Below are 16,996 nucleotides of genomic sequence, written 5' to 3' on the forward strand. Positions count from 1 at the left end.
TCCTTTAAACAGTCTTTGAAAAGCTATTATTAACGCCTTTAAATTTAGCCATATACTCATCAAAGCACATAGCGATATTTCGTATTAATAGCGTTCCAGTTTGGTTTATCTCAATTTTTTGATTACTAATATTCATAAACTGCTTTAGCTCGCCTAGCTCATCTAACTCAGCTTTAAAATAGTCAAAAAAGCTAATGCCAAATTCGCTCTCAACCCTTTTAATATCTAAAGAGAAATTCGCCATCAGCTCCATTATTACAAATTTTCTAAGCTTATCTTGATTGCTTAGATAAATTCCTTTTGAATTTGGTAATCTCCCAGCATCAATAGCAGCTTCGTAATTAACCATATCTTTGTGATTTTGTGCGTAGTAGTCATCGCCTTCGCCGATACTAGTAAGCCCCACGCCAATTAGTTGAGCTCCGCCTTTTGTAGTGTATCCTTGGAAATTCCTATGTAAGGAGCCATTGCTAAGAGCTTTAAATAGCTCATCGCTAGGCTTAGCGTAGTGATCCATACCGATCATTTTATAACCATTTTTTGGTAGATAATCCATAGTGTATTTTAGAATTTCAAGCTTAGTTTTTGGGCTTGGGAGCGTGGCTTCATCAAATTTTCTCATACTTTTTTTGATCCAAGGCACATGAGCGTAATTAAATATAGCAAATCTATCTGGATTTAGGCTAACTCCTAGCTCTAAAGTGCGTTTAAAACTCTCTAGATTTTGATATGGCAGACCATAGATGAGATCTGTATTCACGCTTAGCATTCCATATTTTCTAGCCAAATTTACCGCATTTTGAGTTATATTAAATGGCTGAATTCTATGGATCTCTTTTTGAACCTTTTCATCAAAATCTTGAACTCCAAAGCTTACTCTATTAAATCCATGTTTGCTAAGCACTTCTAGCTGCTCTTGATTTAAAAATCTTGGGTCTATCTCACAGCTTATCTCAGCATCATTTGTAAAGTTTTTAAAATATTTTTTTATGGATTTTATAAGCCTATCAAGCTCGCTAGCGCTATAAAAAGTCGGCGTCCCACCGCCAAAATGCATCTGGACAACGCTTTTTTTAGTATCTATGATGGTAGCTAAAATTTCAAGCTCACGCTCTAAATAATCCAAGTAGCGACTCATCTTATCGCTTTTGCTAGTGTAGATAACATTACAGCCACAAAAATAGCACGCCGAACGGCAAAATGGTAGATGAAAATATAGCGAAAGTGGCTTATCGCACTCTTTTAAACGCTTAATATACTCATCATAATCAAACTCATCGCTAAATTCCAAAGCCGTAGGGTAGCTTGTGTATCTAGGTCCTGGCTTAGAATACTTCACAAAAGCTTCAAAATCTACCATAATTACTCCTTATTAACAAGTGAGCGCATATCTAAAAATAGATTTGGGTGCTCTTTTTTAATCTTTGCTATGAGCTTATCTAAATTTGGCTCTTTTTTGTAGTTGGCTCTTTTTATCTCTTCGATTGCTACGCTCCAAACATCGCCAAAATCAATTGGTAAATTTTGTAAAATTGATCGCTCAAGCTTTAGCTCGAAATTCTCTTTTTGTGCGTTTTTTAACGCATTTATCAATGCTTCAAATAGCTCAGCTGGGACAAGAGCGCAAGGCTTATTGCCATTCATACCAAACCATGGCGCATCGAAATTTGCCCTGCCTTTATAGCTTAGCTTCATTTGATTATCTTCCATTGGCTCTAATTCAAAGGTTGTGCGACGCCTTTTGCTAATTCCTAGAGTTTGACTAATATTTTCTAAGTGGCTATTCATATCTCATCCTATCGCACCAGACCATAACTCCTTTTTGAGCGTGAAGTCTATTGTGAGCTTCTTTAAATATCTCATCAGCGTGAGCTTCAAACACGCCATCGCTTACTTCATATCCCCTATAAGCTGGCAAGCAGTGTAAAAACACGGCTTTATCTTTGGCTAAGCTCATCATGCCCTCATCTACGCAAAATCCAGCAAAATCAGCTACTTTTTTAGCCTTTTCATCCTCTTGACCCATAGAGACCCAAGTATCAGTAGTAACGACATCTACGCCACTTATAGCCTCTTTTGGGTCATTGCCTATTTGGATTATAGCGCCACTTGATTTGGCATTTTCTAAGGCTATGCTTTTTACCCATTGTGGGACTTCATAGCCTTTTGGCGTAGCGATTCTAAGCTCAAAACCAAGCTTAGAAGCAGCCATAAGCCATGAGTTTGTCATGTTATTGCCATCACCTACATATGCGACTTTCATATTTTGGATATTTAAGCCAAGCTCGTCTAAGGTTAGCAAATCGGCCATCAATTGAACAGGGTGAAAATCATCGCTAAGTCCATTTATCACAGGAATACCGCTAAATTTAGCAAGCTCCACTAAATCGCTTTGTTTATAAACCCTAGCCATAATCATATCCACCATTCCCCCAAGCACTCTAGCGGTATCTTTGATAGGCTCGCCACGGCCAAGTTGTATATCACGACTACTTAAAAACAGCGCTTTTCCGCCGAGTTGTTGTATCCCAACTTCAAAGCTCACTCTAGTTCTAGTTGAGCTTTTCTCAAAAATCATAGCCAAAAATTGATCTTTTAAATATGGTTTATAATCCTTATTTAACGCCTCTTTTTTAATATCTTTAGCAATGTTTAAAATATCTAAAATTTCATCTTTGCTTATATCATTTAGAGTCAAAAAGTGTCTCATATCTATCCCTTGTTTGAATTTAATATCTTAGCAACCTCTTTGGCATGATAGCTGATAATTAGATTAGCCCCAGCTCTTTTAAATGCTATCATCGTCTCCATCATCACACGCTCATAATCAATCACTCCAGCCTTAGCTCCAGCCTTTAAGAGTGCATACTCGCCACTTACATTATACACGCAAAGCGGTAGTTTAGTTCGCTCTTTTATATCTCTTATAATATCTAGATATGCTAAAGCTGGTTTAACCATCAAAATATCAGCACCTTGAGCCTCATCTTCTAAGCTCTCACCAATTGCCTCAAGCCTATTTGCTGGATCCATTTGGTAGCTTTTTCTATCGCCAAAGCTTGGAGCGCTTTGTGCAACATCTCTAAATGGTCCATAATATGCTGAGGCGAATTTAGTTGAATAGGACATAATAGGCAAATTCACATAACCATTCTCATCTAAAGCTTTACGCAAAGTGTAGATTATCCCATCCATCATTCCACTAGGTGCTATCATATCAGCTCCAGCTTTTGCGTGGATAAGGGCTTGTTTGGCTGAAATTTCAAGCGTAGCATCATTATCCACAGAGCCACATTTATAATCCAAAATCCCGCAATGCCCATGATCTGTATATTCACAAAAGCATAGATCAGTAATCACAAAAAGCTTTGGAAATTTCTCCTTAATAGCTCTTAGCGATCTAGCAATTATCCCATTTTCATCTAAAGCATCGCTACCTATGCTATCTTTTAAATTTGGAATTCCAAATAAAATTATCGATTTTATCCCTAAATTTATAATCTCTTGGCACTCTTTTAAAATCTCATCTAAACTCATCTGAAACACGCCAGGCATAGAGCTTATCTCATTTTTTATCCCTATGCCCTCAACTACAAAAAGCGGATATATAAAATCATCAATAGATATTTTATTCTCTCTTACCATTGCCCTTAAAGACTCATCTAATCTTAATCTTCTATATCTTTTAAACATTATAATTCTCCTATAAATTCGGTCATTATAGCAAAATTTAATTTAATCAAAAATAATTGATTTTGTTTAAATTTAATCGCAAATGTTACAATTAAAATAAAAAACAGAGGTAAAAAATGAATATAGAGGTATCACAAATTGCAAATTTGCCAACTAAATTTGGTAATTTTAAAATAAAAGCGTATAAAGAAAATCATAAAGAGCATCTAGCTATATTTACTTCAAATTTAGGCGAGATAGTAAATTTACGTGTCCATTCAGAGTGCCTTACAGGCGATGCTCTAGGGAGTAAAAAGTGCGATTGTGGTGAGCAGCTAGAATCTGCATTAAAGTATATCGCAAATAATGGTGGTATGGTTATTTACCTGCGTCAAGAAGGTAGAAATATAGGATTATTAAATAAAGTAAATGCTTATAATCTCCAAGACTCTGGATTAGATACCATACAGGCAAATCATCAGCTAGGATTTAAGGCTGATGAGAGGACATATGAGATGGTTGATTTTATCTTAAATGATTTTGGGATTAAGGGGGTGAATTTACTAACAAACAACCCATTAAAGCTCACAAGCATAAAAACCAAAATCATAAGCCGAATTCCAATCCAAATAGCGCCAAATAAGTATAATAAAGATTATCTAAATATCAAAAAAGAGCAGATGGGGCATATGCTATGAGTGATGAAATTTGGCAAATCGTAGCCAAATTTGATGAAATTTTAAAGAAATTTAATAAAATTCATAGTCTTACAAATTATAAAGATATCAAGCCAGTAGCCCTTGATAGCATAGAGCCGATTAAATTTCTAGGCTTTGAGCCTAAAGTTTGTGTAGATGTAGGCAGTGGGGCTGGATTTCCGGCGATATTTTTGGCTATGATTTTAAGAGAGTGTGAGTTTCATCTATATGAGCCAATTGCGAAAAAATCAAGCTTTTTATCCTATGTGAGTGGGTATTTGAAACTTCAAAATATCACTATACATAGCCAAAAATTAGAAAATTCCAAAAAGATTAAAGCTGATTTAATCACATCTAGGGCATTGATGAAAACGGCTGATTTGATCGAAATTTGCCAAGGATTTTATGATGAGAATACGACATTTTTACTATACAAAGGCTCAAATGCGAAATTTGAGATTGAAGAGTTAAAATGTGATAAGCAAATTTATTGCCAAAATGAGCGAAATTATGTAGTATTAAAGGGGTTAAAATGATAGCTAAAATCATAATATTTGTTTTGATTATAGGAGTAATTTACTATTTTATAATTCCTAAATTTAGGAGTAAAAAGCCTAGTGATAGTGGTGAAAGCTTTGTCGAGTGTAGTAAGTGTAATACATTTATAGAGTTAAAAGATAGTGTGCTAAAAGATGGAAAATATATCTGTAAGGAGTGTTTAAAATGATTATAATTGGTAGCGAGTTGATAAGTTATGAGCCTGTATTTTTAAGTAAATTTGAGCCAAAAAGCTTGAGCTTAAAATCAAATTTTATCTTAGTTTCAGATATCAAACAAGCCTTGATAGCTAATGCTAATGGGGTTAAATTTATAGTTTGCGATAGCTTAAAATTAGCCAAAAAACTACAAAAATTAGCTGATGATTATCTATTTGATAGCAAAATTGCCTTAATCATAAATAGCGATGAAGAGCTACAAAAAGCAGCCAAAAAGAGAATTGACGCAGTTATTTATAAAAGTGCGATAAGGGGATAAGATGGAGCTATTTAAGACGGCGTTTTTTATGGTGGCGCTTATGTTGCTTTTTGTCTTTATCGGTGGGATGATCGGCGGAGTTGGCGGGATGATGATAGCATTTTGTATCGCTGTAGCTATGAATTTTTTCAGCTATTTTTATAGTGATAAGCTCATTTTAAAAAGATATAATGCTATGGAGATTGACCCATCTCATCAGCTATATTATATCACTCGCAAACTATGCTTAAAAGCTGGTTTAGAGCTACCAAAGCTATATATTATTAATGACCCAACTCCAAACGCATTTGCCACTGGACGCAACCCTTCAAATGCGGCTGTAGCCTTGACTACTGGGCTAGTTGATATGCTAAATAGCGATGAGATCGCATCAGTTATAGCTCACGAGCTAGGTCATATAAGGCATTATGATATTTTGACTGGCTCTATTGCGGCAGTTTTTGCTGGGGCGATAGCGATTTTAGCAAATTTCGCTCAATTTGGAGCCATGCTAGGAAGTAATCAAAATCGCCAAAATCCGCTTTTGATAATTGCTCTAGCTATAATAATGCCACTAGCAGCTACTATAATTCAGATGAGTATCTCACGCTCAAGGGAGTTTGAAGCAGATAAATTCTCAGCTTTAATAACTAGTCCAAATGATCTAGCTAGCGCTCTTTTAAAGCTAGAAAATAGCAACCAAAAAGCAGTAGTAAGAAACGCTAACGAGCAAACTGCTCATATGTTTATAATAAGTCCATTTAGTGGGGGTATCGCAAGTGGAATATCTAATCTCTTTCGCACTCATCCTACAACTAAGCAAAGAGTGGATAGATTAAGAGAGTTAAATTATCAAAGCCCAGCTAAAAGGTATTTTAATAGCTAATGGAGAATTTAGAAAAAGAGCGAAAATCTATCCGTTATAAGCTTATTTTTATATTGATTTTAGCAGCTTTTGTGGATTTTATAATCACCTTAGCCCTTTGGCTTTTTGATCCTTTTTTGGCTATAATCGGCGGACTTTTGGCGGGGCTTTGGATATATTTTTGGTTTAAATTTAAATTTTTTGCTAAATTTGAACTAGGATTAAAAGATAGATTAAGAGATGAGATAATCAAAGAGCTAAATTTAAATAAAGTAGATGATAATCTACCATCTATAAATAGCCATTTTAACCATATTGTAAGTAGTGTTAGCGAGTTTGGATTGTTTAGTTTAAGTGGCTTTAGTGTGCGTGATATATGCGTAAAAAGCACAGATGAAATGCTATTTTATGGTATATTAATCAGCGGAAAAATTAGTAAAAATATAGAGCCTAAAGAGAGTTTATTGGGCTATAAAAGTAGCTATTTTATAGATGATGGCTATTTGAGCTTATATATTCATACAGACGCTGATACCATAGTAGCAAATTTGAAAACACCTCTAAATATTAGCTACAAAAGTGCTATGGATAATATAAAAGAGATTATAAAGATTATAAATCAGCTTGATTAGATACCCAGCAAATGTGATAAATATATCCAAACACGCAAGATATAAATACCCGAGTTAAGGCCAAGCGATCGCAAGTAATTTTACTATTCTTTTTTGTAAATTTTTAAATGGGCAAAATTTTATAATATTAATATTATATTTAACTTAAATTCAATATTTAAAATAATGAAATTAAGAATTATTTTGTATAATCAGCCATTTTATTTAAGGTAAATATATGTTTTCAAGCTTTTTTAAGAGTAAAAAATGGGCTTTTTGGGCTTATGGCGGACTTTTGGTTATTATCATATCTTTGATATTTCAAACTAGGTTAAATGTGGCTATAAATGATTGGTATAAGGACTTTTACGACATTATGCAAAATGTCAAAGAGCATAGCGTAGATGAATTTTGGGAGCAAATTTATAGATTTTTATTAATTGCTATGCCATATGTGATTATCGCTACTATTACTACTTTTTTTGCTAGTCATTGGGTTTTTAGGTGGAGAGAGGCTATGACATTTGGCTATCTTAATAAATGGCGAGAGTGTGAGTATGATATAGAAGGCTCTAGCCAAAGAATGCAAGAAGATGTCTATAGATTTGCTAAGATTACTGAAACCTTAGGGCTACAAGTATTAAAAGCTTTAATGATATTAATAGCGTTTATTCCAGTCTTGTGGGGGCTTAGTAGTGGGGTGGATTTGCCATATTTAAGGGATATTCCAGGCTCTTTAGTCTGGATAGCCTTAGCTGTTAGCATAGGTGGGCTTATAGTATCTTGGTTTGTAGGGATTAAGCTACCAAAACTAGAGTATAATATCCAAAAAAGCGAAGCCGCATTTAGAAAAGAGCTAGTTTATGCTGAAGATGATAAGATTAATTATGCTAGTTTTGAGAGTGTATTGAGCCTATTTACTGGTCTTAGATTTAACTATTATAGATTATTTTTACACTATGGATACTTTAATGTTTGGCTTATTTCATTTTCGCAATTTATGGTAATTGTGCCATTTATAATTATGGGAAATGGGCTATTTAGTGGGGTTATTACGCTTGGAGTTTTAATCCAAGTTAGCAATGCATTTAGCCAAGTTCGCAGTAGCTTTAGCGTATTTATAGATAATTGGACGACCATTACAGAGCTTAGAAGCATACATAAAAGGCTTGATGAATTTGAGAAAAATATCAAATTCAATTAGTTTTAAATTCAAATTTGATATAATCCCAGCCTATTTTAAAGTAAAGGAAAAGCGTATGCCAAAGATGAAATCTGTTCGCGGTGCAGCTAAACGCTTTAAAGTTGGCAAAAATAAGATAAAAAGAGGCTCAGCATTTAGAAGCCATATCTTAACTAAAATGTCACCTAAGCGTAAAAGAGACTTAAGACAATCTCAATATGTAGATAGCACAAATGTCTCAGCTGTTAAAAAGATGCTTTGTATATAAGTTTTTGACAATTTAAGTCATTCTAACCTCCCTTATTATGGGGCAAGTTCCGAATTTGGACGCCAATTTGTAAAGGATAAATATGGCAAGAGTTAAAACAGGTGTTGTAAGACGCCGCAGACATAAAAAAGTTCTAAAACTAGCTCGTGGATTTTATAGTGCTAGACATAAGCACTTTAGAAAAGCTAAAGAGCAATTAGAAAGAAGTTTAGTATATGCATATCGTGATAGACGTGCAAAAAAGCGTGATTTCCGCAGATTGTGGATTATCCGCATTAATGCAGCGTGCAGATTAAATGATATAAGCTACTCAAGATTTATAAATGGTCTTAAAAAAGCAAATATCGAATTAGATAGAAAAGTCTTGGCAAATCTAGCTATGAATGACTCAGCAGCATTTGCTAGCATTGTAGCAGAAGTTAAAAAAGCTTTATAATCTTCGCCTAGCAAAAGCTAGGCTTTTTAATGTATTCAGATTTAATATCCTATTTAGATCCTAGTTGGCAAGAGCTTTTAAAAGATGAGCTAAATATCCAAAATTTTGCTAGTATAATTGAGTTTTTAAATTCGCAAACCGCCATAATCTACCCACCAAAAGAGCTTATATTTAACGCTTTTAATCTATGTAAAATAGAGAATTTAAAGGTAATAATAATCGCTCAAGATCCATATCATAATCCTAATGAGGCGATGGGATTAGCCTTTAGCGTCCCTGATGGTATAAAAATTCCGCCAAGTTTAAAAAATATATTTAAAGAGCTTATAGATGACTTAGATGCTGATATATTAAGTAGTAGAAGTAGCGATCTATCTAGCTGGGCTAGGCAAGGGGTTTTACTCTTAAATAGTGCTTTAACAGTAGAGAAAGGCCGCCCCGCATCGCACTCTAAGATTGGTTGGCAAAGCTTTATAAATGGAGTTATCAGTACTATAAATTCTAAATTTACCAACTGCGTTTTTATGCTTTGGGGCAATCACGCAAGAGCTTTGGCTCCACTAATAGACCCAAAATCCCATCTAATCTTACAAGCTGCCCATCCAAGTCCATTAGCAAGGGGAGCATTCTTTGGCTCTAGGCATTTTAGCAAGTGTAATGACTATCTATTAGCTCACGCCAAAACGCCAATTGAGTGGCTAAAATAGCTTTATCAAGCCATCACGACCCCATCGCTTTTGATAATCTCTCCAATAATGTATCCATCGCTATTTGCTAAGATGTGATCTACCTTATCCTTTGATACTACTAGCACCATTCCAACACCGCAGTTAAATGTCCTATCCATCTCACTTTGCTCTACGCTTTTAGCGATTAGATTAAATATATTTGGTGTTTTTATAGAGCTTCTTTGCACTTTTGCCCCAAGCCCTTTAGGTAAAACTCTAGGGAGATTTTCGACTATTCCGCCACCAGTGATATGGGCCATTGCGTTTATGCTATCTTTAAGACGCAAAAACTCATCTACATAAATTCTAGTAGGCTCTAAAAGAGTTTCTAAAAGTGTCTTGCCCTCAAATTCGCCACCTAAATTTAACTTCTCTTTTTTGATAACTGCACGAGCTAGGGAGTATCCATTAGAGTGTAGCCCAGAGCTTGGAAGTGCTATTAAAATATCGCCTTCATTTACAAATTTAGTTCTATCAATCTCATCTTCTTCAGCCACTCCCACAGCAAAACCAGCTAGATCAAAATCCCCTGAGCTATACATACTAGGCATTTCAGCAGTCTCTCCGCCGATTAGGGCGCATCTAGCTATTACGCAGCCTTTGGCAATTCCGCTTACTACCTCTTTTGCTGAGTTTATATCTAATTTTCCAGTTGCATAGTAATCTAAAAAAAACATAGGAGTAGCAAAATTGCATATTAAATCATTAACGCACATCGCTACTAAATCAATACCCACGCTACCTAGCTTACCGCTATCTATGGCTAGGCGTAGCTTCGTGCCGACCCCATCAGTAGCTGCTAGAAGAGTTGGCTTTTTGTATCCGCTAGGAAATCTAAAGGCTCCAGAGAATGAGCCTATACCGCCTATGACATTTGGCGTTAGAGTTGATTTGACAAATGGCTTAATACCATCTACAAAGCTATTACCAGCATCTATATCCACGCCTGCTTCTTTATAACTTATCATTTTTCACCTCTTTTGAATTTCATCATTTTAGCAAATTTGAACTTATTTTTGACTAACGCTATCTAGTAAATAGGCTATATGCTGCCAGCTAAACCCACTTGCCTGGCTTAGCCCGATTTCACAGGTGCTAGAGTTGCTAAATCCTATATTTACCGCACTATTTTGATAAAATCTCTTAAATTTAGTAGTGGCGTGTAAATTTAATTTAGGCGTAAAAAACCCTTTATACCCAGCAAAACCACAACAAGCCGTATTCTCATCTATACAAATTTGCCCATTAGTACAAAGCTTAGCTAGGCTAGTCATAACGCTATTAAGACCTAGCTTTTTACTAGCGCACATTGTGTATAGTCCAATTGCGTTATTTGCTTTAGAAATAGATATTTTTGGCGCAATAAATTTAAGCAAATACTCGCTCAAATCATAAATTTCAAATCTATCTTTAAGCGATTTTATCAGCTCATAAGAGCAAGCGCCGTGATCTATCACCACAGGGTATTTGCCATCATTTGTAGCGACTTTTAAGATATCGATATTTTTGGCTCTATTTAGCTCTTTTGTATCTGGATAATTGGTAAAGACTTTCCCACAGCACATATCATTAATCTCATTTGGATAGATCACATTTATCTTAGCTTTTTTACACAAAGACTCAAATATCTCTTGGATAGGGCGTTTGTCATTTAAATTTTGATTTGGGGCAAAAGATCTATTTAAGCAGCTTGAAAAATATACCACACTTTCATTAAATCCATAGTTTTTATCCATCAATTTATAGCTATTTTTGCGTGGGAGATACTCTCTTAAAACAGGAGTTTTGATAATCTCATTTGCTTTAAATGATAGCTTTCTTACCATATTTGTGTTTAATAAATTCGCCGCTGTAAGAGCAAATTTAGCGCCATTTAGCGTGGTGGTGAAATTGGAATTTGCTATTTGAGCGATCTTTTTGCTTGTATCGCTTGCGTATGCTATTCTCTCATTTAGGGCTAAATTGGCCGTATTTAGCCCAACAGGGCATAGCTCTTCGCACATAGAACAGGCCGCGCAACTCTCATTTAAGAAGTATTTAGCTCCATCTTTTAGCTCTTTTAATAGCTTTTTACTAGCTTTATCGCTCAAAGCCCCTAGTCTTTGCATCTCTCTTTTTAGGGCTATTCTTTGGCGTGGGCTTAGAGTTAGCTTATTAGATGGGCAGTTTTTCTCACAAAATCCACACTCCACGCAATCATCAAATTCATTTCCTATAATGGCTGATTGCTTGATATTTTTCTTGTATATCTCTTTGTCATTTGTGATTATCACATCTGGATTGATTAGGGTGTGTGGGTCAAAAATCTCTTTGATTTTTCTATTTATGGCATAAGCTTTTGCTCCCCACTCTAGCTCTACAAATGGCGCTACCATCCTACCGGTGCCATGCTCGGCCTTGATACTTCCACCGAAATTTGAAACCATCAAAGACATATCTTCAACCAAATTCGCAAAACTCTCAAATTCGCTATTTTGGTTTAAATCAGGCGTAATTATAAAGTGTAAATTACCCGCTAATGCGTGGCCAAAAATTATAGCGCTATCTTCAAATCCATGCTTTTTAAATAGCTCTTGAAGGCTTTTAATCCCCTCTCCAAGATCTTTAATCTCAAAGCATATATCTTCTGTGATTACGCTACTTCCAGGCCTTTTAGCTGTAGCAGCGATAGGAAATATCCCTTTTCTAATCTTCCACCAATTAGCAAATTCACTCTCATCAAAGCTAAATTTCATCTCTTGACTGGTTGGATAGTCTTTTATCGCATCTTTTATCTTTTGAATTTGCTCATTTAATCTATCTTGAGAGTTGTTTTGGCTCTGGATCAAGATACAGACTTCACCATCTTTAATATCAGGCAAAATCTCGCTCACGCCTTTGAATTTAGAAGCGGCCTTAAGTGAGCCATAATCCATTATTTCAGCACTAGAAATCTCATGTTCAAATTTAGCCAAAATCTCCACAACCTTAGCCGCTTTTAAGATATCATCATAAAATAAAAGCGCACAAGCTTTGAATTTCTCATCATCCACGCACTCTAATTCTACGCTACTTACAAAACCCAAAGTCCCCTCACTACCGATAAATAGATGAGTGATAATATCAATTGGATCGCTATAATCTAAAAGGGCATTAATGCTATAACCAGTTGTGTTTTTGATCTTATATTTTCGCCTTATTAGCTCACAAAGCTCAGGGTCAGATAAGATAGTAGAGCGTAAATTTAAAATTTGCTCTATTAACTCTTTATGGCTATTTCTAAAACTAGCCACACTTAGGGCATCAGAGCTATCAAGGATAGTTCCATCGCCTAAAATTACTCTAATGGATTTTAGCGTGTTATATGAGTTTTGCTTGACCCCACAGCACATTCCGCTTGAATTGTTATTGACAATTCCGCCGATTTGTGCCGCAGCGATAGTAGCAGGATCGGGGCCGATCTTTTTGCCTAGCGGTTTTAGGGCTTTATTAGCATTTTCGCCGATAACCCCACAACCTAAATTTATAGAGTTAGCATCTCTACTAACCTTCATATGATCCCATCTAAAATCCAAACAAACTAGCACCGTATCGCACGAGCTTTGACCGCTTAGGCTAGTCCCAGCACCCCTAAAACATAGTGGAGTGTTAAATTTACGAGATAGCTCAAAAGCCTTTATAATCTCTTTTTCGCTTTTTAGCATTAAAACTAGCTTTGGTATATATGAGTAGCAAGAGGCCTCCACACCATAGCAAAATCGACGTAAATAATCTTTATAAACTCTACCATCAAAGAGCTTAAAAGCGGCCTTATAAAACCCTTCATAATCTTGCATAATAGATCCTTTTGTAGCTAAAATTTGACTGATTTTAGCAAATTTGAACTTATTTTATGCTAATATAGCCAAACTTTATTTAAGGAAAATAAGATGGCAAACTATCCAAAAGCAATTGGTCCATATAGCGCTTATAGAATGGTTGGAAATTTAGTATATTGTAGCGGTCAAATCCCTCTAGATCCAGATAGTGGAGAGGTAGTAGGAAGCGATATCAAAGCCCAAACAACCCAAGCTTTGAAAAATGTAGGCGGGATCTTAGAAGAGCTAAATTTAAGCTATAAAAATATTATTAAAACAGTTGTATTTTTAACTGATATATCTGAATTTGCTCAAATGAATGAAATTTATGCTGAGTTTTTCAGTGAGCCATATCCAGCTAGAAGTGCTGTAGCAGTAAAAGAATTGCCAAGGGGTGTAAAAGTAGAAATCGAGGTTATAGCTTCAATTGAGTGAGTTTAAAAATGCTATAGTTATAACAGGCGTTATAGGAAGTGGTAAAAGCACAGTTGTAAATCTATTAAGAGTTTATGGATTTAGCATAATTGACGCTGATGAGATCGCTCATAAGGTGCTTGATGAGTCTTCTAGCATTATCGCAAGTAAATTTGGGAGTGAATTTGTAAGCGATAATAGGGTTGATAGAAAGAGCCTTGGTAAATTGATTTTTAGCGATTCTAAGGCTAAAAAGGAGCTTGAAAATATCCTTCATGATAGGATCAAAGAGCAAATATTTAGCAAGGCAAATAAGCTTGAGAGTAGTAACTATCCATATTTTATAGATCTACCTTTGTATTTTGAGAAGTCGCCAGTTTATGATGAATTTCAAAGTGTTTGCGTGGTTTATGCGCCAGAGCAAATATGCTTAAAACGCATAATGCTACGAGATGGGATTAGTTTAAATGAGGCTAAGGCTAGATTAAATTCACAAATATCAATCGACGAGAAGCTCCGTCTAGCTAATTTCGTAATTGATAATAGTTCAGATATGAAACATCTAAATTTGCAAATTGATAAGTTCATATCGGCACTAAAAAGCAGATACAAAACCCTAAATATTTAGAGGAATATATGAAACTTAGTACCAAGATTAGCGTTTGTATTCTAGTCAAAAACGCCCAAAATACCATTAAAGAGTGCTTAGAATCCCTAAAAAGCTTTGATGAGATTATCTTGCTTGATAATCAAAGTAGCGATGATACCTTAAAAATCGCTAATGAATTTAAGGCCAAATTTAATAATTTGAAAATTTATTCTAGTGAATTTATCGGTTTTGGGCCGCTTAAAAATTTAGCGATAAATTACGCTAGTAATGATTGGATATTTAGCATTGATAGCGATGAGGTTTTAGAATTTCAAGCTCTTAATGAGATAGCAAATTTAGATCTAAATCCTCAAAATATCTACGCCCTACCTAGAAAAAATCTCTATAAAGGCGAGTGGATAAAGGCGTGTGGATGGTATCCAGACTATGTCCTAAGGCTATTTAATAAAACTCAAACCAAATTTAATTCCAATTTCGTCCATGAGAGCTTGGAAGCCAAAAATTTAAATATAATAAAACTTAAAAATGGATTAAGACACTACGCTTATGATGATATCAGCACACTTATAGAAAAGATGCAAAAATACTCCACCCTTTATGCGATACAAAATAGAGCCAAAAAGAGCAATATCAGCAAAGCCGTGCTACATAGCGTGTGGAAATTTATCCGTGATTACACCTTTAAAAATGGATTTTTGTATGGTTATAAGGGCTTTGTGATTAGCCTTTGTAATGCTCTTGGGGCGTTTTTTAAGTATACAAAACTCTATGAATTAAACAGCAAAAAGCCAAGTGTGAGCCTTATCATCACCACTTATAATAGTGAAAAATATTTAGAGCAGGTTTTAAAAAGCGTTCAAAATTTGGACTATTTGCCTATGGAGGTTTTGATAGCTGATGATGGAAGTGGCGTGGCTACAAAGAATTTAATCGAGAGATTTAAGAGTAATTTCCCTTGTAAGTTAAGACATATTTGGCAAGAAGATAAGGGGTTTAGATTAAGCCAAATTCGCAACAAAGCCATTAATAGTGCGGTGGGTGAGTATATTATCCTTATTGATGGGGATATGGTTTTAGAGCCAAATTTTATCTTAGACCATCTTAAATTTGCTAAGAAAAAGCAGTTTTTACAAGGCTCAAGAGTAGTGCTAGATGAGAGCCAAACAGGCTTTATAATACAAGGCGGTGATACAAGCGAGATTAAAAACTTTAAATCTAAACGCAATATTTTACTGGCAAATCTCATCTATAAAAGCTCAGCCATTAAAGCAAATTTCTTTAAAAAGCGAGATTTCATCAAAGGAATTAGAGGTTGTAATATGAGCTTTTATAAAATTGATTGCGATGAGATCGGCGGATTTAATGAGAATTTCATCGGCTGGGGTAGGGAGGATTCTGAGTTTGTGGCGAGATTTTTGTTTAGTGGTGGAGAACTTAGAAGGCTTAAATTTTTTGGGATTGCATATCATCTCTATCACGCTGAAAACAGCAGAAAAATGCTAGAATCAAACCACCAAATTTACCTAAACACCATCAAAGAAAAGAGAGTCAAATGGCGATAAAAGTATTGCTAACAATAGGCGATATCACTATAAAAGGCGGCGCTGAAAGAGTTGTAACTAATCTAGCAAACGCTTACGCGACCTCTGGGCTAGATGTGGAGATTTTAAGCTTTTATAAAGGAGGGATAAATGAAGCTTTTGAGCTTGATAGTAGAGTGAAATTAAAATATCTACACAATAAATCATTTGATACAAAGCGTAAAAATTTGCTTTATAAGCTCTTTTATAAATTTATTGAAAGCTATATTTTAAAGCGGGATTTTAAGGATAGGGATTTTATTATATTTAATAACTCTCCGCATTTTCCGCTATTTAAAAATAAAAATACAAAATATCTAAAAATCATCCACACAGCTTCAAAAGGACGCTACCTGGCTAGATATAACTATTTTGATTCTATAGTACTTATAGCCTCTAAAGAGATTGACTTTTGGCAAAGCCATCATAAAAATATCTATATTATCCCAAATTTTATCCCAAATATCTCAAATTTAAACACAGATTACTCTCAAAAAGTCGTGCTTTCAATGGGTCGTATGACAAATATAGATGAAAAAGGCTTTTTACGCCTAATTGATATTTGGAAATTAATCCAAGATGGCAAGGAATTTAGCGATTGGAAGCTCCACATTGTAGGAGATGGAGAGTTAAAAGAGCAGATAAAAACTAAGATAGATAATCTAAATTTAACTAACTCTATAGTGTTAAAACCATTTACTAAAGATGTAGAAAGTGAGTATCTAAGCTCTAGCATATATGCTATGACAAGCCATTTTGAAGGATTTGGAATGGTATTAATAGAAGCGCAGTCTTACGCCTTGCCAACCATATCATTTGATATTGCCACAGGCCCAAGAGATATAATAGAAGATGGCAAGAGTGGATATTTAATAGAAGATAATAATCTAAATGAGTATGCTAATAAGCTAAAAGCATTAATGAAAGATGAGAGTTTAAGGGCTAAAATGGGAGCAAAAAGCAAAGAGATAGTTAAAAGTAAATTTAGCAAAGAAGTTGTGATGAAGCAGTGGATGGAGCTATTTGGGAATATTAAAAAATAATTTAACCTATCATTTACCCCGCTTTATTATCGCTATAT

The 16,996-nt window shown here is 35.0% G+C and carries 20 protein-coding genes; 14 read left to right on the forward strand and 6 right to left on the reverse strand.

The genetic code is table 11. The features are described 5' to 3' along the window. Positions 1 to 4: 4 nt before the first annotated feature. Genes hemN through hemB form a run of 4 tightly spaced genes read right to left on the reverse strand, consistent with a single transcriptional unit; the run spans position 5 to position 3,693 of the window. Complete coding sequence (hemN, locus tag CSUIS_RS00085) at positions 5 to 1,360, reverse strand: oxygen-independent coproporphyrinogen III oxidase (protein ID WP_086296643.1); 1,356 nt, start codon at positions 1,358 to 1,360, stop codon at positions 5 to 7. Between the two features lie 2 nt (positions 1,361 to 1,362). Beyond that, positions 1,363 to 1,788, reverse strand: coding sequence for a DUF2603 domain-containing protein (locus CSUIS_RS00090; RefSeq protein WP_086237553.1), 426 nt, complete (start codon positions 1,786 to 1,788; stop codon positions 1,363 to 1,365). After that, positions 1,781 to 2,710, reverse strand: coding sequence for an ornithine carbamoyltransferase (gene argF / locus CSUIS_RS00095; protein WP_086296644.1), 930 nt, complete (start codon positions 2,708 to 2,710; stop codon positions 1,781 to 1,783). Before argF ends, CSUIS_RS00090 begins: the two co-directional genes overlap by 8 nt. A gap of 2 nt (positions 2,711 to 2,712) precedes the next feature. Continuing rightward, positions 2,713 to 3,693, reverse strand: coding sequence for a porphobilinogen synthase (hemB, locus tag CSUIS_RS00100; protein WP_086296645.1), 981 nt, complete (start codon positions 3,691 to 3,693; stop codon positions 2,713 to 2,715). Between the two features lie 116 nt (positions 3,694 to 3,809). Here hemB and ribA point away from each other — a divergent pair, with 116 nt between their 5' ends. From ribA to ung, 10 genes are all read left to right on the forward strand, one after another. Next, the gene (gene ribA / locus CSUIS_RS00105; RefSeq protein WP_086296646.1) at positions 3,810 to 4,370 is read left to right on the forward strand and encodes a GTP cyclohydrolase II; all 561 of its coding nucleotides are present in this window, start codon (positions 3,810 to 3,812) and stop codon (positions 4,368 to 4,370) included. Then, on the forward strand, positions 4,367 to 4,906 hold the full coding sequence (rsmG, locus tag CSUIS_RS00110) for a 16S rRNA (guanine(527)-N(7))-methyltransferase RsmG (RefSeq protein ID WP_086296647.1): 540 nt from the start codon (positions 4,367 to 4,369) through the stop codon (positions 4,904 to 4,906). The genes ribA and rsmG overlap by 4 nt, the downstream gene beginning before the upstream one ends. After that, positions 4,903 to 5,097, forward strand: a complete 195-nt coding sequence (locus CSUIS_RS00115) for a hypothetical protein (protein WP_086289567.1) — start codon at positions 4,903 to 4,905, stop codon at positions 5,095 to 5,097. The genes rsmG and CSUIS_RS00115 overlap by 4 nt, the downstream gene beginning before the upstream one ends. Further along, positions 5,094 to 5,405, forward strand: a complete 312-nt coding sequence (locus CSUIS_RS00120) for a hypothetical protein (RefSeq protein ID WP_086296648.1) — start codon at positions 5,094 to 5,096, stop codon at positions 5,403 to 5,405. Before CSUIS_RS00115 ends, CSUIS_RS00120 begins: the two co-directional genes overlap by 4 nt. Before the next feature lies 1 nt (position 5,406). After that, positions 5,407 to 6,270, forward strand: a complete 864-nt coding sequence (gene htpX / locus CSUIS_RS00125) for a zinc metalloprotease HtpX (protein ID WP_086296649.1) — start codon at positions 5,407 to 5,409, stop codon at positions 6,268 to 6,270. Beyond that, positions 6,270 to 6,881 carry a hypothetical protein gene (locus CSUIS_RS00130; RefSeq protein WP_086237561.1) on the forward strand — a complete coding sequence of 204 codons (612 nt, stop codon included), beginning with the start codon at positions 6,270 to 6,272 and terminating at the stop codon, positions 6,879 to 6,881. Before htpX ends, CSUIS_RS00130 begins: the two co-directional genes overlap by 1 nt. 217 nt (positions 6,882 to 7,098) lie before the next feature. Beyond that, positions 7,099 to 8,064, forward strand: a complete 966-nt coding sequence (locus CSUIS_RS00135; protein ID WP_086237562.1) for a putative transporter — start codon at positions 7,099 to 7,101, stop codon at positions 8,062 to 8,064. Between the two features lie 55 nt (positions 8,065 to 8,119). Further along, positions 8,120 to 8,311 (forward strand): 50S ribosomal protein L35, encoded by a 192-nt coding sequence (rpmI, locus tag CSUIS_RS00140; RefSeq protein WP_086225205.1) that lies wholly within the window; start codon positions 8,120 to 8,122, stop codon positions 8,309 to 8,311. Positions 8,312 to 8,393: 82 nt separating this feature from the next. Then, positions 8,394 to 8,747 (forward strand): 50S ribosomal protein L20, encoded by a 354-nt coding sequence (rplT, locus tag CSUIS_RS00145; protein ID WP_086237563.1) that lies wholly within the window; start codon positions 8,394 to 8,396, stop codon positions 8,745 to 8,747. A 29-nt stretch (positions 8,748 to 8,776) separates the two neighbouring features. Further along, positions 8,777 to 9,454, forward strand: a complete 678-nt coding sequence (gene ung, locus CSUIS_RS00150; RefSeq protein WP_086296650.1) for a uracil-DNA glycosylase — start codon at positions 8,777 to 8,779, stop codon at positions 9,452 to 9,454. A gap of 5 nt (positions 9,455 to 9,459) precedes the next feature. Here the strand turns inward: ung and purM are convergent, their stop codons facing one another. Together purM and CSUIS_RS00160 are read right to left on the reverse strand one after the other, a co-directional pair. Continuing rightward, a complete protein-coding gene (gene purM, locus CSUIS_RS00155) occupies positions 9,460 to 10,443 on the reverse strand; it encodes a phosphoribosylformylglycinamidine cyclo-ligase (RefSeq protein ID WP_086296651.1) in 984 nt (327 codons plus the stop codon). A 42-nt stretch (positions 10,444 to 10,485) separates the two neighbouring features. Continuing rightward, on the reverse strand, positions 10,486 to 13,290 hold the full coding sequence (locus tag CSUIS_RS00160; protein WP_086296652.1) for an FAD-binding and (Fe-S)-binding domain-containing protein: 2,805 nt from the start codon (positions 13,288 to 13,290) through the stop codon (positions 10,486 to 10,488). Between the two features lie 93 nt (positions 13,291 to 13,383). On the opposite strand from CSUIS_RS00160, the gene CSUIS_RS00165 reads away from it, so the two are divergent. From CSUIS_RS00165 to CSUIS_RS00180, 4 genes are read left to right on the forward strand one after another with little or no spacing between them, the layout of a single operon-like run. Then, positions 13,384 to 13,746 carry a RidA family protein gene (locus CSUIS_RS00165; RefSeq protein WP_086296653.1) on the forward strand — a complete coding sequence of 121 codons (363 nt, stop codon included), beginning with the start codon at positions 13,384 to 13,386 and terminating at the stop codon, positions 13,744 to 13,746. Further along, positions 13,739 to 14,353: a dephospho-CoA kinase gene (gene coaE, locus CSUIS_RS00170; protein WP_086296654.1), complete on the forward strand. Its 615-nt coding sequence runs from the start codon at positions 13,739 to 13,741 to the stop codon at positions 14,351 to 14,353. The genes CSUIS_RS00165 and coaE overlap by 8 nt, the downstream gene beginning before the upstream one ends. Positions 14,354 to 14,361: 8 nt before the next feature. Beyond that, positions 14,362 to 15,897, forward strand: a complete 1,536-nt coding sequence (locus CSUIS_RS00175) for a glycosyltransferase family 2 protein (protein ID WP_086296655.1) — start codon at positions 14,362 to 14,364, stop codon at positions 15,895 to 15,897. After that, positions 15,894 to 16,958 carry a glycosyltransferase family 4 protein gene (locus CSUIS_RS00180; protein WP_086298525.1) on the forward strand — a complete coding sequence of 355 codons (1,065 nt, stop codon included), beginning with the start codon at positions 15,894 to 15,896 and terminating at the stop codon, positions 16,956 to 16,958. The genes CSUIS_RS00175 and CSUIS_RS00180 overlap by 4 nt, the downstream gene beginning before the upstream one ends. The last annotated feature ends 38 nt before the right edge of the window (positions 16,959 to 16,996 follow it).

The sequence above is a fragment of the Campylobacter porcelli genome (genome assembly GCF_002139855.1).
GTDB lineage: Bacteria > Campylobacterota > Campylobacteria > Campylobacterales > Campylobacteraceae > Campylobacter > Campylobacter porcelli.

Excerpts from the sequence above, each read along its gene's own strand:
- hemN (WP_086296643.1), bottom strand. The coding sequence starts at position 1,360 with ATGGTAGATTTTGAAGCTTTTGTGAAGTATTCTAAGCCAGGACCTAGA.
- CSUIS_RS00090 (WP_086237553.1), bottom strand. The coding sequence starts at position 1,788 with ATGAATAGCCACTTAGAAAATATTAGTCAAACTCTAGGAATTAGCAAA.
- argF (WP_086296644.1), bottom strand. The coding sequence starts at position 2,710 with ATGAGACACTTTTTGACTCTAAATGATATAAGCAAAGATGAAATTTTA.
- hemB (WP_086296645.1), bottom strand. The coding sequence starts at position 3,693 with ATGTTTAAAAGATATAGAAGATTAAGATTAGATGAGTCTTTAAGGGCA.
- ribA (WP_086296646.1), top strand. The coding sequence starts at position 3,810 with ATGAATATAGAGGTATCACAAATTGCAAATTTGCCAACTAAATTTGGT.
- rsmG (WP_086296647.1), top strand. The coding sequence starts at position 4,367 with ATGAGTGATGAAATTTGGCAAATCGTAGCCAAATTTGATGAAATTTTA.
- CSUIS_RS00115 (WP_086289567.1), top strand. The coding sequence starts at position 4,903 with ATGATAGCTAAAATCATAATATTTGTTTTGATTATAGGAGTAATTTAC.
- CSUIS_RS00120 (WP_086296648.1), top strand. The coding sequence starts at position 5,094 with ATGATTATAATTGGTAGCGAGTTGATAAGTTATGAGCCTGTATTTTTA.
- htpX (WP_086296649.1), top strand. The coding sequence starts at position 5,407 with ATGGAGCTATTTAAGACGGCGTTTTTTATGGTGGCGCTTATGTTGCTT.
- CSUIS_RS00130 (WP_086237561.1), top strand. The coding sequence starts at position 6,270 with ATGGAGAATTTAGAAAAAGAGCGAAAATCTATCCGTTATAAGCTTATT.
- CSUIS_RS00135 (WP_086237562.1), top strand. The coding sequence starts at position 7,099 with ATGTTTTCAAGCTTTTTTAAGAGTAAAAAATGGGCTTTTTGGGCTTAT.
- rpmI (WP_086225205.1), top strand. The coding sequence starts at position 8,120 with ATGCCAAAGATGAAATCTGTTCGCGGTGCAGCTAAACGCTTTAAAGTT.
- rplT (WP_086237563.1), top strand. The coding sequence starts at position 8,394 with ATGGCAAGAGTTAAAACAGGTGTTGTAAGACGCCGCAGACATAAAAAA.
- ung (WP_086296650.1), top strand. The coding sequence starts at position 8,777 with ATGTATTCAGATTTAATATCCTATTTAGATCCTAGTTGGCAAGAGCTT.
- purM (WP_086296651.1), bottom strand. The coding sequence starts at position 10,443 with ATGATAAGTTATAAAGAAGCAGGCGTGGATATAGATGCTGGTAATAGC.
- CSUIS_RS00160 (WP_086296652.1), bottom strand. The coding sequence starts at position 13,290 with ATGCAAGATTATGAAGGGTTTTATAAGGCCGCTTTTAAGCTCTTTGAT.
- CSUIS_RS00165 (WP_086296653.1), top strand. The coding sequence starts at position 13,384 with ATGGCAAACTATCCAAAAGCAATTGGTCCATATAGCGCTTATAGAATG.
- CSUIS_RS00175 (WP_086296655.1), top strand. The coding sequence starts at position 14,362 with ATGAAACTTAGTACCAAGATTAGCGTTTGTATTCTAGTCAAAAACGCC.